Annotated in this window: 11 protein-coding genes; 4 read left to right on the top strand and 7 right to left on the bottom strand. The window is 63.8% G+C overall.

Annotated elements, in window-relative coordinates; all coding sequences use genetic code 11:
• The first annotated feature begins 7 nt into the window (after nucleotides 1-7).
• Nucleotides 8-1,609, top strand: coding sequence for a glycosyltransferase family 39 protein (locus tag NL528_RS42255; protein WP_309180251.1), 1,602 nt, complete (start codon nucleotides 8-10; stop codon nucleotides 1,607-1,609).
• Nucleotides 1,610-1,707: 98 nt separating this feature from the next.
• Here the strand turns inward: NL528_RS42255 and NL528_RS42250 are convergent, their stop codons facing one another.
• From NL528_RS42250 to NL528_RS42230, 5 genes are all read right to left on the bottom strand, one after another.
• On the bottom strand, nucleotides 1,708-2,034 hold the full coding sequence (locus NL528_RS42250; protein WP_309180250.1) for an HPr family phosphocarrier protein: 327 nt from the start codon (nucleotides 2,032-2,034) through the stop codon (nucleotides 1,708-1,710).
• A complete protein-coding gene (locus NL528_RS42245; RefSeq protein ID WP_021076632.1) occupies nucleotides 2,031-2,432 on the bottom strand; it encodes a PTS sugar transporter subunit IIA in 402 nt (133 codons plus the stop codon). Before NL528_RS42245 ends, NL528_RS42250 begins: the two co-directional genes overlap by 4 nt.
• 132 nt (nucleotides 2,433-2,564) lie before the next feature.
• On the bottom strand, nucleotides 2,565-3,086 hold the full coding sequence (locus NL528_RS42240; RefSeq protein WP_309180249.1) for an HPr kinase/phosphatase C-terminal domain-containing protein: 522 nt from the start codon (nucleotides 3,084-3,086) through the stop codon (nucleotides 2,565-2,567).
• Complete coding sequence (locus tag NL528_RS42235) at nucleotides 3,083-4,894, bottom strand: sensor histidine kinase (protein ID WP_309180248.1); 1,812 nt, start codon at nucleotides 4,892-4,894, stop codon at nucleotides 3,083-3,085. Before NL528_RS42235 ends, NL528_RS42240 begins: the two co-directional genes overlap by 4 nt.
• Before the next feature lie 157 nt (nucleotides 4,895-5,051).
• Nucleotides 5,052-5,753, bottom strand: coding sequence for a response regulator transcription factor (locus NL528_RS42230; protein ID WP_016843287.1), 702 nt, complete (start codon nucleotides 5,751-5,753; stop codon nucleotides 5,052-5,054).
• A 217-nt stretch (nucleotides 5,754-5,970) separates the two neighbouring features.
• Between NL528_RS42230 and NL528_RS42225 the strand changes: the two genes are divergently transcribed.
• From NL528_RS42225 to NL528_RS42215, 3 genes are all read left to right on the top strand, one after another.
• Nucleotides 5,971-6,705 carry a DUF2470 domain-containing protein gene (locus NL528_RS42225; protein ID WP_309180247.1) on the top strand — a complete coding sequence of 245 codons (735 nt, stop codon included), beginning with the start codon at nucleotides 5,971-5,973 and terminating at the stop codon, nucleotides 6,703-6,705.
• A gap of 96 nt (nucleotides 6,706-6,801) precedes the next feature.
• Nucleotides 6,802-9,417: a CHAT domain-containing tetratricopeptide repeat protein gene (locus tag NL528_RS42220; RefSeq protein WP_309180246.1), complete on the top strand. Its 2,616-nt coding sequence runs from the start codon at nucleotides 6,802-6,804 to the stop codon at nucleotides 9,415-9,417.
• A gap of 302 nt (nucleotides 9,418-9,719) precedes the next feature.
• The gene (locus tag NL528_RS42215) at nucleotides 9,720-11,336 is read left to right on the top strand and encodes a phosphoenolpyruvate carboxykinase (protein WP_309178660.1); all 1,617 of its coding nucleotides are present in this window, start codon (nucleotides 9,720-9,722) and stop codon (nucleotides 11,334-11,336) included.
• 80 nt (nucleotides 11,337-11,416) lie between these two features.
• Here the strand turns inward: NL528_RS42215 and rocF are convergent, their stop codons facing one another.
• On the bottom strand, nucleotides 11,417-12,382 hold the full coding sequence (rocF, locus tag NL528_RS42210) for an arginase (protein ID WP_309180245.1): 966 nt from the start codon (nucleotides 12,380-12,382) through the stop codon (nucleotides 11,417-11,419).
• A 46-nt stretch (nucleotides 12,383-12,428) separates the two neighbouring features.
• Complete coding sequence (locus NL528_RS42205) at nucleotides 12,429-13,247, bottom strand: thioesterase family protein (RefSeq protein WP_309180244.1); 819 nt, start codon at nucleotides 13,245-13,247, stop codon at nucleotides 12,429-12,431.
• Nucleotides 13,248-13,335: the final 88 nt, after the last annotated feature.

Below are 13,335 nucleotides of genomic sequence, written 5' to 3'. Positions count from 1 at the left end.
CAGGGCCATGTCGACTGCATCAATTTTGCCCGCCGGCGCGCGCGCGAACCGCAAACGGTCCATCCGGCGGCTGGCGGCGTGGCTTGCCGCGCACGCCAGCGATCCCAGAGCCGCCCTGTGGCTGGTCACTGGCTTCGCCGCAGTCCATGCCGCGCTGTGGACGGTGATCCTGGTCAATCTGAAGACCGGCCAGGACATCCATATGGACGTCGCGGAAGCGTTCGGCTGGGGTCAGAAGTTCCTGCTTGGCTACGGCAAGCATCCACCGCTGTCGGGATGGGTCGCCGGTGTCTGGTTCATGATCTTTCCGGTCGCCGACTGGGCGACCTATGCGCTGGCGATGGCAACGCTTGGCTGCGGCCTCGTAATCTGCTGGCTGATCGCGCTGCGCGTGGTCGATCACCGCCGCGCGTTCCTCGTCGTGGTGATGCTCGCGCTGTATCCGATCTTCAACTTCAAGGGTTTCAAGTACAATCCGGACCTGCTGCAGCTGGTTACGCTGCCGCTGGTGGTGCTGGCCTTTCTGGATGCGTTCGAGAAGCGCAGTGTGAAATCCGGACTGTGGCTTGGGCTTGCCGGCGCGCTGGCGCTGATGACCAAATACTGGGCGCTGACGGTGATCGGCGCGGTCGGCCTTGCCGCGCTGATCCATCCCGCACGCCTGCAGTTCCTGCGCTCGCCGGCGCCGTGGGTCGCGATCGCGACGCTTGCGGTGGCGATGATCCCGCATTTCACCTGGCTGATGCAGGTGAACTTCGCCCCGCTCACCTATGCCGGTGAATCCTATTATTCGATCGCCGACCGCACCGAGATCGACAATCTCGCACTGGGGTATATCGGCCATAATCTCGCGCTGCTGGCGTTGCCGGTGGCGCTGGCGGGCCTCGCGCTGAGCTGGCCGTCGCGATGGCGGAAATCGTTCGCGTTCTGGTTGCGCGGCGCCAATTCCGGCGTGCAGACGTCGCAGGCCCTCAATGTCTGGGTCATCCAGGCGGTGCTCGCGATCGGGCCGCCGCTCGGGGCGGTAATATTCCAGATCTACATCAAGACCGATTGGGGCATCCCGCTGTTCTTCCTGGTGCCGCTGGCGCTGATCGCTGTTCCGCGGTTGCGCGTGCGGCAGATCGCGCTGCTCCGGATGGTGGCGAGCTGGTTCCTGCTCACGCTCGCGGTGCTGGCGGCCTCGCCGAAGATCGTCGCCTACGAAGTGAGCCAGCATCGCAATGAGGGTGCGAGTTTCCGCGCACGCTCCGAACTCGCCCGTGAGCTGACCACGGAGTGGCACGCGCGGTTTCATTCGCGGTTGCCGGTGGTCGCGGCCTATGACGATATCGGCCAGCCCGTCACCTTCTACAGCCCCGATCATCCGGCCGCGCTGACGCCGGACGAGCCATGGTCGTCCGGCCTGACCTCGCTCGATGAAGCCAAACGATCGGGCTTTATCGGCATCTGCGAAACCGGCGACTGGAAGCTGGAAAAATGCGAGGCGTGGATGAAGCAGCACGCGGCCAATGGCGAGCGCGTGGTGATCACGACCCGCCGGTTTTTTCAGGGAACCGCAGGCGCGGCCACCGCCTGGAACGTCATTATCGTGCCGCCGGCCAAATAGGCGAGGCTTGGGCGATCAACGAATCCGTTTTAGGCAAAACGTGTTCGAGCGAAGTGGTTGCCGGTACGCGTGAAGAAAACGCGTCAAACGAAGAAGGATCACGTGCCTTCTTCGTTGAACTTGCCGGCGACGAGCTCGGCAATGGCATCGACCGCGGCCTGGGCCTCGGGGCCGATTGCGGAGACCACGACCGATGTTCCCGGTCCTGCGGCCAGCATCATCAGTCCCATGATCGAGGTGCCGCCGACGGTCTCGTTGCCGCGCGTCACCCAGATCTCGGCGTTGAAGCGCTCGACCATCTGCACGAATTTTGCAGAAGCCCGCGCGTGCAGGCCGCGTTTGTTGATGATGAGAAGTTCGCGGGAAACGGCGCCCGCAGGCACGCTCGCCCCGACTTCATTTTCGGGGGAGGCTTCGTCGCTCATTTGCCGGCGAGAACGCGGCTGGCGATGGTGACGTATTTGCGGCCGGCTTCCTGGGCCATGGCGATTGCGTCGGGAAGCGACCGCTCCTCGCGCACCTTGGCAAGCTTGACCAGCATCGGAAGATTGATGCCTGCGAGCACTTCCACTTTCGGGCGGCTCATACAGGAAATCGCCAGGTTCGAGGGCGTGCCGCCGAACATGTCGGTAAGGATGGCGACGCCATCGCCACTATCGACGCGGTTGACCGCCTCAATAATGTCGCTTCGACACAAATCGGAGTCGTCCTCGGCCCCAATCGTGATGGCTTCAATTTGTTTCTGCGGACCCATAACGTGTTCGAGCGCTGCCCTGAACTCGTCGGCAAGGCGCCCATGGGTCACAAGCACTAGACCAATCATCGGAAACTCCTCGCGGGTGCTTTTTGGTGCACCGCACGAACGCGCCACTTTGACCATCCAGAGCCCCCGCGCAAGAGGGGATCTTGGCTAATCTCCCGGAATTCGCTGGTGGAAAGGGGAGCCTGCGCCGGTCTATTCGGTCGCAATAGTGGGGCTGATATGGTTACCAAACCCCTTCAAACAATCCTCCGTATGGTTACCGGAAGATGAACTCTCAGTTGTCGTCAGCGCGGCGACAACCAGCGGAAGGGGTGCGAAGCCCATCCCAACGAGGATTCGCGGTATTAGGACACCATTTAGGCGGGTCTGGAGCGCTTCGGGCGGCGGCAGCCGTTCCGCGTCTGCGGCGTCAAGATCCACCACGAGGGCCACCACTGCCTCGCGGACGACGTCGCAGCGACGGATGCCGAGCCCCCGAATCTCGATCAGCCCGGCCAATTCGGGCACTGGCCGAACCACCAATTGTCCGCCAACTGTGTCGAGATAGACACGGTCATCGCCGACCAGGATGGCCGGCGGAACCTGCCCGGCGCGTCCGGCCAGGATCAGATCGAACGCCAGCCGGGACTTGCCGGCCCCTGAGGGACCGCGGATCAGCACGCCACGATCACCGACCAGCACGGCCGAGGCGTGCACGCTCGCCTCCGGCGTCATGGCGCCGGCAGCCTGACCACGAAACGCGCGCCGGAAACCGTAGGCCCGCCCTCGGCATCCGCGGGGCCGGCGCGATTTTCCGCCCAGATGCGCCCGCCATGCGCTTCGATGATCTGCTTGGAGATTGAAAGCCCGAGCCCCGAATTCTGGCCAAAGCCCTGATGCGGCCGGTCGGTGTAAAAGCGCTCGAAGATGCGCTCCAGCGAATCCTCGCCAATGCCCGGCCCGTCGTCGTCGATCACAATCTCGATTTCCGATCGCACCCGGCGGCAAATGATGCGGACCTTGCCGCCGGCGTTGGAAAACGACCGCGCATTGGACAGCAGATTGGAGATCACCTGCCCAAGCCGCGAATCATGGCCCGGCACCGAGAAGGTGTCGGTCGGGGTTCGGCCCTCGAAGCGCACATCAACGGCGACGCCGTCGTGGCCGAGCCGCGTCTCGTTGGCGACCGATGTCAGTGTGGTCAGGAGCCGGCGCAGGTCGACCGGCGTCATGTCCTGCCGCTGCAGTTCGGCATCGAGGCGGCTGGCGTCGGAAATGTCCGAGATCAGCCGGTCGAGCCGCTTGACGTCGTGCTCGATCACGGCGAGCAGCCGCGCGCGGCTGTTCTCGTTGCGCGCCAGCGGCAGCGTTTCCACCGCCGAGCGCAGCGACGTCAGCGGATTCTTCAATTCATGGGCGACGTCGGCGGCGAACATCTCGATCGCCTCGATCCGGCTATAGAGCGCGTTGGTCATGTCGCGCAGCGCGCCGGAGAGATGGCCGATCTCGTCGCGGCGACGGGTGAAATCGGGAATTTCGACGCGGGTCTGGATGCGGCGGCGGACCCGCTCGGCACCGTCGGCGAGCCGGCGCACCGGGCCTGCGATCGTGCTCGCGAGCAGCAATGACAGCACGATCATGACCGCGGAAGCGACGCCGCCAACCTTCAGGATGGCCAGCCGCTCGGCGGTCACCATCTGGTCAATTTCGTCGCCCTGGGTCGAGAGCATCAGCGCGCCCCGGATTTCGCGGGATCGCTGCACCGGCACTGCGACCGACACGATCACCTCGCCGCGCGCGTTGACGCGCACCATGCTGCGCTTCTGGCCGCCCAGCGCATCCGCGACTTCCTGGTAGCCATTGCCATTCTCCGGCCCGAGTTCGCGATACAGCGGCAGATCGCCCCGATTGAGCCAGAGGCGAATGGCGATCATTGTTCGCTCCGCAAGGCCCGGCTTCTCCGAGGACGGCGGCGGCAACGGCAAGCTCCACACGATTTCGAGGCTGCGGCTGTCGAGGATCAAGCCTCCGTCGCCATCGAAGATCCGCGCGCGGGTCTTGGTCGGCAGAATCAGCGTCTTCAACACCGGCGCGACGCGCTCCGGATTGATCGAGAAATTGAGGCCGGAATACTCGTCCGGCGCGCGATAGACCTCGCCGGGCTTCAGGTCGAGCAGCCGTTCGGGATCGATGGTGATGGTGTTGGTCTGAACCGTGGCGGATGCCGCGATCGCGCCCGCGATGATCTCGGCCTGCACCAAAAGGCTCTGCGCGCGCGCGTCGATCAGGCCGGCGCGGAATTGCGAGAGATAGAGAATGCTCGCCACCAGCGCCACGAGGCCGGCCAAATTGAGCGAGACGATGCGGCGGGTGAGGCTGGAGAAGGACAGCGCGAAGAAGAACTGGCCGGCGCGGCGCAGCCAGCCGAGCGGCCGCCGCCAGCCCTTCTCGGGCAGGCTGTCGTCGGCAACGTGGTCCCCATCGAGGTGCGGGAAAGCATCCTCGTTGGTCAGGCTCGCGTCAGGCTGCGTTCGATCTAGCAATGGCCAAAACTGCCCGTTGTCTCAAATATATGCCGCGTGCGCGCTGCTCTCGTATCCTAGCCCAGACGCGCGGACGCGCCAGTTCACACTGCGCAGTGACTTTATCTGAGCATGATCTTTTCGGAAAACCGGTTCTCACTTTTCCGGATCATGCTGCTCAGGCTTCCTTGAAGCGATAGCCGACGCCGTACAGCGTCTCGATCATCTCGAAATCGTCGTCCACCACCTTGAACTTCTTGCGCAGCCGCTTGATGTGGCTGTCGATGGTGCGGTCGTCGACATAGACCTGGTCGTCATAGGCCGCGTCCATCAGCGCATTGCGGCTTTTCACCACGCCGGGCCTGGTCGCCAGGGCCTGCAGGATCAGGAATTCCGTGACCGTCAGCGTCACCGGCTCGTTCTTCCAGGTGCAGGTGTGACGCTCCGGATCCATCCGTAACAGGCCGCGGTCCAGCGCCCTTGCGTCCGGCTCCTTGGGAGCGGCGGTCGGATCCTTGGGCTGGCCACGGCGGAGCACGGCTTTGACGCGCTCGACCAGCAGGCGCTGCGAGAACGGCTTGCGGATGAAATCGTCGGCGCCCATCTTGAGGCCGAACAATTCGTCGATCTCCTCATCCTTGGAGGTGAGAAAAATCACCGGCAGATCGGATTTCTGCCGCAGCCGCCGCAGCGTCTCCATGCCGTCCATGCGCGGCATCTTGATATCGAGGATCGCAAGATCCGGTGGTGAGGTGCGGAAACCGTCCAGCGCCGAGGCTCCATCCGTATAGGTCATGATGCGATAGCCTTCGGCTTCGAGCGCGATCGAGACGGATGTCAGAATGTTGCGGTCGTCGTCGACCAGGGCGATTGTGGGCATGAGCCTGCTTTCAGATCAGAGAGTGGCTTAAACGGCGGGCAATTCAGCTATGCGCCGTATAAATGGGCTTCCTACGCGGTCAACGAGCAATGCAAGCTGGGCTGAAGTGTGACCGAGTTCCGCAAAAACGCTTCTGCGGGTGATGCGTTCTACCCCATATAGCACCCTCAAGGCCTGAGAAAAGGCCCTTTTTGCAATAAGATGGCTGATTGGAACCATGCAACCGCCCCCCGATTTTAACGCTTCCAGGCTGGCCCGCTCGCTGCTCCGGCGCAGCCGGCAGGGGGCGCTGGCGACCCTGATGGTTGGCAGTGGCGACCCCTATTGCTCGCTGGTCAATGTCGCCAGCCACGCCGATGCGTCACCGATCCTGCTGATTTCGCGGCTGGCGCTGCACACCAAGAACATCATTGGCGATAGCAGGGTGTCGCTGATGCTCGACGAGCGGGCCGCGGGCGACCCGTTGGAGGGTGCCCGGATCATGCTGGCGGGCCGGGCCGAGGAGGCCACGGGCGATCAATCCGCGTTGTTGCGCCGGCGCTACCTCAACGCGCATCCGTCGGCGGAAGGCTTTGTGGAGTTCAAGGATTTCTCCTTCTTCCGGATCGCGCCCTCGGGCGCCCATCTGGTCGCCGGCTTTGGGCGGATCGTAGACCTCAAGCCTGGGCAGTTTTTGACCGATATTTCGGACGCGGAGGCGCTGCTGGAAGCCGAGCCGGGCGCGATCCAGCACATGAACGAGGATCACCGCGAGGCGATGAACCTCTATGCGACAAAACTGCTCGGCGCCGACAGCGCGGACTGGACATGCACTGGCTGCGACCCCGACGGGATCGACATGCAGGTGGACGGCAAGACGCTGCGGCTGGATTTCCCGGAACGGGTCACCAGCGGCATGGCATTGCGCAAGATGCTGGTCAGGCTGGCGGGTGAGGCCCGGGCCAAGGACTAGCGGATCATCGCAGGCGGATTGAACGGGCAGATAGGTTTCCGCGACTTAGTCCATGCCGGCGCGCGTCGCGGCGGTTAACCAACGCAAGTCGGCAGGATGAAACCGCGCAATCGATTACCTCTTGTGCTGTGGCTCGCGCTGATCGCGAGCACCGGCTTCAGCGCGCCGTCGTCGGCGCAAAAAGGCGAGACGGCGGCACTCAGCGCCAAAATCGCCGAGCTCAGCCGGGCCGGAAAATATGCCGAAGCAACCACGCTGGCGCAGCATCAGCTGGAGACCCTGGAGAAGACCCGCGGTCCCCTTGATCGCGATGTCGCAGGCGCGCTGAACAATCTGGCGGATCTCTATGGCCACCAAGGCAGGGACGCCGAGGCCGAACCGTTGCTCAAGCGGTCGATCGCGATCCTGGAGCAGGCGGCCGGTCTCGACTCATCCGCGATGGCCCCCGAATTGAACAATCTGGCGGCGCTGTACCAGCGACAGGAGCGCTATGCCGAGGCCGAACCGTTGTTCAAGCGGGCGCTGACGCTGCGCGAAAAATCGCTTCCACAAAACCATCCCGATGTCGGGCAGTCGCTGAACAATCTGGCGACGCTGTATGAGAAGCAGGGACGCCATGCCGATTCCGAGCCGCTGTTCAGGCGCGCGCTTGGGATCTACGAAAAAGCGGCTGGACCGGAGCATCCCGCGGTCGCGACGCTGCTGAACAATCTCGGCCAGGTCGACAAGGCGCAAGGCCGCTACGCCGAGGCCGAGCCGCTGATCAAGCGGTCGCTTGCGATCCGCGAGAAAGTGCTCGGCCGCGATCATCCCGATGTCGCGCGTTCGCTGAACAATCTGGCGGACTTTTATGAGCGGCAGAGCCGTTACGCGGATGCCGAGCCGCTGTATCAGCGCGCGGTGGCGATCCGCCAAAGCGCGCTCGGCGCCGATCATCCGGATCTTGCGATGTCGCTGAACAATATGGCCTCGCTCTATCAGGCGGAGGGACGCACGGCCGATGCACTGCCGATCGTGGAACAAACGATCGGCAACGGCCGGACGCAGCCGCGCGTCGCGCTCGCCGTGTTGTTGTCGGCGCAGCGGCAACAATTGATGCCGGCCGAAAAGGCGCTCGACGATGCGCTCAACGCGGTCCAGCGCGGCACCCAGTCATCGGCCGCTTCCGCGGTCAACAAGCTGGCGGTGCGGCTGGCGGCCGGGACCGATCGTCTCGCGCAACTGGTGCGCAGGGATCAGGACCTCGCCGCGGAGGCGGAAATGCTCGACAAGGCGATCATTGCCTCGGTGTCCAAAGAGCGGTCGAAGCGCGATGCCGCAGCCGAGCAGCGGAGCAGGGAACGCCTTGCCGCTGTTTCCGCGGAACGTGCGGGTCTGCAAAAAACCTTCGTGGCCGAATTCCCCGACTATGCCGCCCTGTCGAATCCGCTGCCGATGACGGCGAAGGAGATTCAGGCGCTGTTGTCAGGCACTGAGGCCATGGTGCTGTTCTCGGTCACGGAAAAAGAAAGCTATGTCTTTGCGATCACGCAGGACGCGTTTGACTGGAAGTCCGTTCCGCTCGGCGCCGAGGCCTTGTCGCAGAAGGTTGCGCGGTTCCGCCACGGCCTTGATGTCAGTCACGCCAGCGATGCGTCCGGCAAGTCCGGACTGTTCGATCTGGCGCTTGCCAACGAGCTGTATGCGACCCTGCTGGGTCCGGTCGAGGCGCTGGTCAAGGACAAGCGCAGTCTGCTGGTCGCGCCCGCGGGCGCGCTGACGGCGCTGCCGTTCCACCTGCTGGTGACGGAAAAACCCGCGGCGGCGATCCCGGAAACATTCGATGGCTATCGCGACGCAGCCTGGCTGCTGAAGCGGCAGGCGGTGTCGGTATTGCCCTCTGTTGCGAGTCTGAAATCGCTGCGCTTCGTTGCGCACCGGGCTCAAAGCACAAAACCGATGACCGGTTTCGGCGATCCGCTGTTCAACCCGTCGCCGGAGGGCACTGGTGATAATCGCGCCGCCGGCAAACCGGGTGCCACCAAGTCTGCGTCCCGGGCGCTGGTGACATCGGCCTATACCGACTTCTGGCAGGGCGCCGGCGTCGACCGCGCCAGGCTCGCGGCAGCCTTGCCGCAACTGCCCGACACCGCCGACGAACTCAAGGCGGTCGCAAAAGATCTCGGCGTTTCCGCCGGCGATATTCATCTGGGCAGCGACGCCAGCGAAACCACGGTCAAGCGCCTGGCCCTCGCCGATTACGGCATCATCTATTTCGCGACCCATGGCCTCGTCGCCGGCGATGTAAGGGGTGTCGGCGAACCTTCGCTGGTGCTGAGCCTGCCGAAACAACCGAGCGAACTCGACGACGGCCTGCTCACCTCGAGCGAAGTCGCGCAATTGAAGCTCAATGCCGATTGGGTGGTGTTGTCCGCGTGCAATACCATCGCCGGCGACAAGCCCGGCGCCGAAGCGCTGTCGGGTCTCGCGCGATCGTTCTTCTATGCCGGTGCAAGAGCATTGCTGGTCTCGCACTGGTCGGTCGATTCGGAAGCGGCCACCCGCTTGACCACATCGACCTTCGATCGTCTCAAGGCCGATCCCCGGCTCGGCCGCGCCGAGGCGCTGCGTCAGGCCATGCTGGCCTATCTCAACGATGCCTCATCGCCCAGGAATGCCTATCCGGCGTTCTGGGGTCCATACGCCCTCATTGGCGAAGGGGCGCCCCGTTAAGCTTTCAATGGTGCGCCGCAATAAAAGACTTGGCGGGAGCGCGACTGATCGTCGCCATGACAGCGCTAACATCGACAAAATACCTTGCGGATCAGCCTCCGCGCTGCAGCAAAAATTGATCCAGATCAAAGCCATGGCCGGAATATACCAAAACGCACGGGATCGGCTTGGCAAGCGCGGCGTTCATGAGTATTAGGTCGCCGGACCATGGCCGGAAGGCTATATTCACAGGGTCACCGCGACACAGGCGCGTTTGGCGGCATTCGCGCGATCGAGATACGCGGGTTCGAGGAGGATTCTTCGTGCAAGAGACGGGCGTGCATAACGGTGCCTTTGGCGCCGACAAATTCGGCTTAAAAAATCTTGGGGGCGTGAACTGGAACTTTGGCGCGCCCCAGCTTTACGAGCACGCGCTGCGTGCGGGCGAAGCCGTGGTCTCGGCCGATGGCGCGCTCTGCGCCGATACCGGCGTGTTCACCGGCCGCAGCCCGAAGGACAAGTTCACGGTTCGGGACGCGACCACCGACAAGAACATGTGGTGGGCCGGCAACCAGTCGATCACCTCGGACCAGTTCGCGACGCTTTACGCCGACTTCCTCAAGCACGCCGAAGGCATGACGCTGTTCGCGCAGGATCTCTATGGCGGCGCCGACCCGAGCCACCGCATCAAGACCCGCGTCTTTACCGAACTCGCCTGGCACTCGCTGTTCATCCGCACGCTGCTGATCCGCCCCGAGGCGTCGGAACTTGAAAGCTTCGTGCCGGAACTGACCATCATCGACCTGCCGAGCTTCCGCGCCGATCCCAAACGTCACGGCTGCAAATCCGAGAACGTCGTCGCGATCGATTTCGCCCGCAAGATCGTCCTGATCGGCGGGTCTTATTATGCCGGCGAGATGAAGAAGAGCGTGTTCACGACGCTGAACTATTATCTGCCCGAAAAGGGCGTGATGCCGATGCACTGCTCGGCCAATGTCGGCCCCGATGGCGACAGCGCGATCTTCTTTGGCCTGTCCGGCACCGGCAAGACCACGCTCTCGGCCGATCCCAAGCGCACGCTGATCGGCGACGACGAGCATGGCTGGGGCGAGGACGGCATCTTCAATTTCGAAGGCGGCTGCTACGCCAAATGCATCAAGCTGTCGAAGGAAGCCGAGCCCGAGATCTACGCCGCCAGCAAGCGCTTTGGCGCGGTGCTGGAAAACGTGGTGCTCGACCAGAACACCCGCGTGCCTGACTTCGACGACGGTTCGAAGACCGAGAACACCCGTTCGGCCTATCCGCTCGACTTCATCCCGAACGCCTCGCGGACCGGCCGCGCCGGTCACCCGAAGAACGTGGTGATGCTGGCGGCCGACGCCTTTGGCGTGATGCCGCCGATCGCGAAATTGACGCCGGCGCAGGCGATGTATCACTTCCTGTCCGGCTACACCGCAAAGGTCGCCGGCACCGAACGCGGCTTGGGCTCCGAGCCGCAGCCGGAATTCTCGACCTGCTTCGGCTCGCCGTTCCTGCCGCGCGACCCTTCCGTCTACGGCAACCTGCTGCGCGAATTGATCGCCAAACACAATGTCGACTGCTGGCTGGTCAACACCGGCTGGACCGGCGGCAAATACGGCACCGGCCGCCGCATGCCGATCAAGGCGACGCGGGCGCTGTTGACCGCAGCGCTCGACGGCTCGCTGCGATCAGCCGATTTCCGCACCGACAAGTACTTTGGCTTTGCGGTGCCGACCTCGCTGCCCGGCGTCGAGCCGCACATCCTCGATCCCATCAAGACCTGGGCCGACAAGGCCGAGTTCGACAAGACCGCCCGCGCGCTGGTCGGCATGTTCCAGAAGAACTTTGCCAAGTTCGAATCCCAAGTCGACGCCGAAGTCCGCGCCGCCGCACCGGAAGTGAAGCTCGCGGCGGAGTGAGGCTACGAACGATTCCATGACTTCAATCAAAGGGCGGCCGATCAGGCCGCCCTTTTCTGTTTCGGCGACGGCACCGACCGTTAGTCCGGGAATACCGCGTTGCTCGGTGTCGGCCGGTCGGTGATCTGCAGCCCGAACAGGCTGCCGATCAGTTCCACCGCGACCCGCGCGGTGCGGCCGCGTTCGTCGAGGAACGGATTGAGTTCGACGATGTCGACCGACCGCACCAGTCCGGAATCATGCAGCAACTCCATGATCAGATGGGCTTCGCGGTAGGTGGCGCCGCCCGGGACCGTGGTGCCGACACCCGGTGCGACCGCCGGATCGAGAAAGTCGACGTCGAAACTGACATGCAGAACGCCGTTCCGCGCTTTCACCCGTTCGATCACGCGCCTTATCAACACGCCGACGCCGTGCTCGTCGATCGCGCGCATGTCGGCCATCGCGATCGGACGATCGCGAATGAGCTTCTTTTCCAGCGGGTCGATCGAGCGGATGCCGAACAGATCGAGCTGGTCGGGCGTGATTGAGGCGCGGGGCTGGTCGCCGAGCAGGCCGTCGAGGCCGGGTTCGCCGCACAGGAACGCGGCCGACATGCCGTGCATATTGCCGGTGACGGTCGTCGCCGGCGTGTTGTAGTCGGCATGGGCATCGAGCCACAGCACGAACAGCGGCCGGCCCTTCTCCTGCCAGTGGCGCGCGACGCCGTTCACCGATCCCATCGAGAGAGAGTGATCGCCACCCATGAAGATCGGGATGGCGCCGGAACGGGCCAGCGCAAAGGAACGTTCGCTAAGGATCCGTATCCAGGTTTTCACCTCATCATAGAATTTGGCATTTGCCGGTGGCGGCCCGTCCGACGACACCCCCGATATTGCGAGATCGCCGTGATCCTCGACGCAGAATCCCAACTGGTCGAGCACCCGCGCGATGCCGGCGGTGCGCAGCGCCGCCGGCCCCATCAGCGTGCCCGCTTGCGAGGAGCCGATTTCGATGGGGATGCCGAGCAGGGCGATGCGGGGCTGTTTGGCGTCGGGTTCGGACATCGGGTGTCTTTCAAAGGCCGAACAACGGCGTCGCCCGTATGTTCCGCTACGCCTTGAAATACGCGATCTGCGTCGTGGTGGCGAGCAGGCGTCCGGACGGTGACCACAATTCGCCGTTCTGGTCGCCGTAAGACTTGTGGAAAATCTTGGCGTCGGCCACCGCGAGCACGCGCGTGATGTCCTCGGCGGCGAGATCGACGGCATCGGCGTGAAAATAGGTCGTCAGCGATACCGTGCCGAACGGCACCAATGTGCGCCGGGCGTGAAAGACGCGGCCGAAGAACGCGTCCGACATCGCCACCAGTGACAGCGCGTCGATTTTCCGCGGCACGCGGTCGCCGATCCATAATTTGGAGTAGGCGTTCGGCGGCGCCGATGTCGGCGTGCCCTCGAAATTCGGTTCGCCCTCGACGAAGCGAAAGTCGTATTGCTTGACCCAGGCCGCCGCGACTTTTGCGTAAGGCAGCGTCTGCTCGTACGGCTTCGCGCCCGGAAACGACGCCTGCGGGTGCGACCATGACGGCCGTCGTTCGGCGAACACCGCGGTTGCAAGCGTCGCGACGTCGCTGCCGCCCTGCGTCATCTCAACGCACCAATGCTGTGTCGAGCGGTTGGCCTTCACCAGCCGGACGTCGAGATCGAAGGCGCCGGCCGCGATCGGCGCACAGTAATTGACGGTGAGCGACAGCGGATCGCCCGATCGTTGCGGATGGTCGATCAGCGCCCGCAGGATGGTGGCGGCGGTGGCGCCGCCGAACGGGCCGACAAAGGCCCAGTAATCCTCGCTGGTCTTTCCCTGCCAGCGGCTGTCGCCGGCGGTGACTTGTGTGGCGTCGTCGAACAGGTGTGGGGTTTTGGTGAGCATTTCCAGACTTCCGTCATTGCGAGGAGCGTAGCGACGAAGCAATCCATTCTTTCTTTGCGCGGCGAGATGGATTGCTTCGCTTCGCTCG

Source organism: Bradyrhizobium sp. Ash2021, from assembly GCF_031202265.1.
Lineage (GTDB): Bacteria > Pseudomonadota > Alphaproteobacteria > Rhizobiales > Xanthobacteraceae > Bradyrhizobium.
The sequence above is the reverse complement of the archived record's forward strand: the minus strand, read 5'-3'. Positions and strand labels throughout refer to the sequence as shown.